The organism is Cysteiniphilum sp. JM-1 (assembly GCF_008711525.1).
Classification (GTDB): domain Bacteria; phylum Pseudomonadota; class Gammaproteobacteria; order Francisellales; family Francisellaceae; genus Caedibacter.
This window is the reverse complement of record NZ_VXKS01000044.1, coordinates 1-2,682: the sequence shown is the minus strand read 5'-3', so window position 1 is coordinate 2,682 and position 2,682 is coordinate 1. Positions and strand designations below refer to the sequence as shown.

The following is a 2,682-nucleotide window of genomic DNA, read 5'->3' as shown; positions in this document are numbered from 1 at the left end:
AGGAAGCGAACGTGGGGAACTGAAACATCTAAGTACCCACAGGAAAAGAAATCAACCGAGATTCCCTCAGTAGCGGCGAGCGAACGGGGAAGAGCCTGGCATATTTTAGCACATAGATTAGTTGAACATTCTGGGAAGGATGGCCATAGCAGGTGATAGCCCTGTAGACGAAAATTTATGAGTGGAACTAGGTATGCGAATAAGTAGGGCGGGACACGTGAAATCCTGTTTGAAGATGGGGGGACCATCCTCCAAGGCTAAATACTACTGACTGACCGATAGTGAACCAGTACCGTGAGGGAAAGGCGAAAAGAACCCCGATAAGGGGAGTGAAATAGAACCTGAAACCGTTTGCGTACAAGCAGTGGGAGCATGTTTAGACATGTGACTGCGTACCTTTTGTATAATGGGTCAGCGAGTTACTTTTAGTGGCGAGGATAACTGAATAAGGGATCCGTAGCGAAAGCGAGTTTTAATAGAGCGGCTAGTCGCTAGGAGTAGACCCGAAACCGACGCGATCTATCCATGACCAGGTTGAAGGTTGGGTAACACCAACTGGAGGACCGAACCCGGTAATGTTGCAAAATTATGGGATGAGTTGTGGATCGGAGTGAAAGGCTAATCAAGCGCGGAGATAGCTGGTTCTCCCCGAAAACTATTTAGGTAGTGCCTTGTGAATGACTCGTTGGGGTAAAGCACTGTTTCGACTAGGGGGGTTTTGCGACCTTACCGACTCGATGCAAACTTAGAATACGACGAAGTTGAATCACAGGAGACACACGGCGGGTGCTAAGGTCCGTCGTGGAGAGGGAAAGAGCCCAGACCGCCAGCTAAGGTCCCCAAGTTATCGCTAAGTGGTAAACGATGTGAGAAGGCATAGACAGCCAGGAGGTTGGCTTAGAAGCAGCCAACCTTTAAAGAAAGCGTAATAGCTCACTGGTCGAGTCGGCTTGCGCGAAAGATTTAACGGGGCTAAGCGATACACCGAAGCTGCGGATGGTGATTAATCACCATGGTAGGGGAGCGTTCTGTAAGTTGAAGAAGGTGAATTGAGAAGTTTGCTGGAGATATCAGAAGTGCGAATGCTGACATGAGTAACGATAAATAAGTGAGATTCTTATTGGCCGAAAACCCAAGGTTTCCTACGCAATGTTAATCAACGTAGGGTAAGTCGGCCCCTAAGGCGAATCCGAAGGGAGTAGTCGATGGGAAACAGGTTAATATTCCTGTACCGATTGTAATTGCGATGGAGAGACGGAGAAAGCTAGGTCTGCCCGGCGGATGGTTGTCCGGGTGAAAGCGTGTAGGTAGTATGTTTAGGAAAATCCGGACATATGTTGATCTGAGGCGTGAGACGAAGTCAAGCTTGCTTGACGAAGAGATTGATGCTCTGCTTCCAGGAAAAACTTCTAAGCACAGATTATAATTGACCGTACTGTAAACCGACACTGGTGGGTGGGTAGAGAATACCAAGGCGATGAGAGAACCCAGGTGAAGGAACTAGGCAAAATGACACCGTAACTTCGGGAGAAGGTGTGCCCCATTAGGGTGAAGGACGCACGTCTGGAGCTTGAAGGGGTTGCAGATACCAGGTGGCTGCGACTGTTTACTAAAAACACAGCACTCTGCGAACTCGAAAGAGGAAGTATAGGGTGTGACGCCTGCCCGGTGCCGGAAGGTTAATTGAAGGGGTTAGCGCAAGCGAAGCTCTGGATCGAAGCCCCGGTAAACGGCGGCCGTAACTATAACGGTCCTAAGGTAGCGAAATTCCTTGTCGGGTAAGTTCCGACCTGCACGAATGGCGTAACGATGGCCACACTGTCTCCATCTGGGACTCAGTGAAATTGAAATCGCAGTGAAGATGCTGCGTACCCGCGGTTAGACGGAAAGACCCCGTGAACCTTTACTATAGCTTTGCACTGGACTTTGAAAATATTTGTGTAGGATAGGTGGGAGACTGTGAGATCAGGGCGCTAGTTCTGAAGGAGTCGACGTTGAAATACCACCCTGATATTTTTGGAGTTCTAACTCAGGCGCATGCCGAGGACAGTGTATGGTGGGTAGTTTGACTGGGGCGGTCTCCTCCCAAAGAGTAACGGAGGAGTACGAAGGTGCACTCGGTGCGGTCGGAAATCGCACCAAGAGTATAAAGGCAAAAGTGCGCTTGACTGAGAGAGTGACGGCTCGATCAGGTACGAAAGTAGGTCTTAGTGATCCGGTGGTTCTGAATGGAAGGGCCATCGCTCAACGGATAAAAGGTACTCCGGGGATAACAGGCTGATTCCTCCCAAGAGTTCATATCGACGGAGGAGTTTGGCACCTCGATGTCGGCTCATCACATCCTGGGGCTGAAGCAGGTCCCAAGGGTATGGCTGTTCGCCATTTAAAGTGGTACGCGAGCTGGGTTTAGAACGTCGTGAGACAGTTCGGTCCCTATCTGCCGTGGGCGTAGGAGATTTGAGAGGGTTTGTTCCTAGTACGAGAGGACCGGAATGAACGAACCGCTGGTGTTTGGGTTGTCTCGCCAGAGGCATTGCCCAGTAGCTACGTTCGGAATGGATAACCGCTGAAAGCATCTAAGCGGGAAGCCAGCCTCAAGATGAGATCTCCCGGGATTAAATCCCCTAGAAGGGTTGTTGAAGACTACGACGTTGATAGGCTGGCTGTAGAAGTGCAGTAATG

1 rRNA gene is annotated in these 2,682 nt (G+C 50.0%); it reads left to right on the top strand.

Features of this window, described 5'->3' with window-relative positions:
* A 23S ribosomal RNA gene (locus F3D68_RS10935) occupies positions 1 to 2,682 on the top strand; the annotation flags it as partial.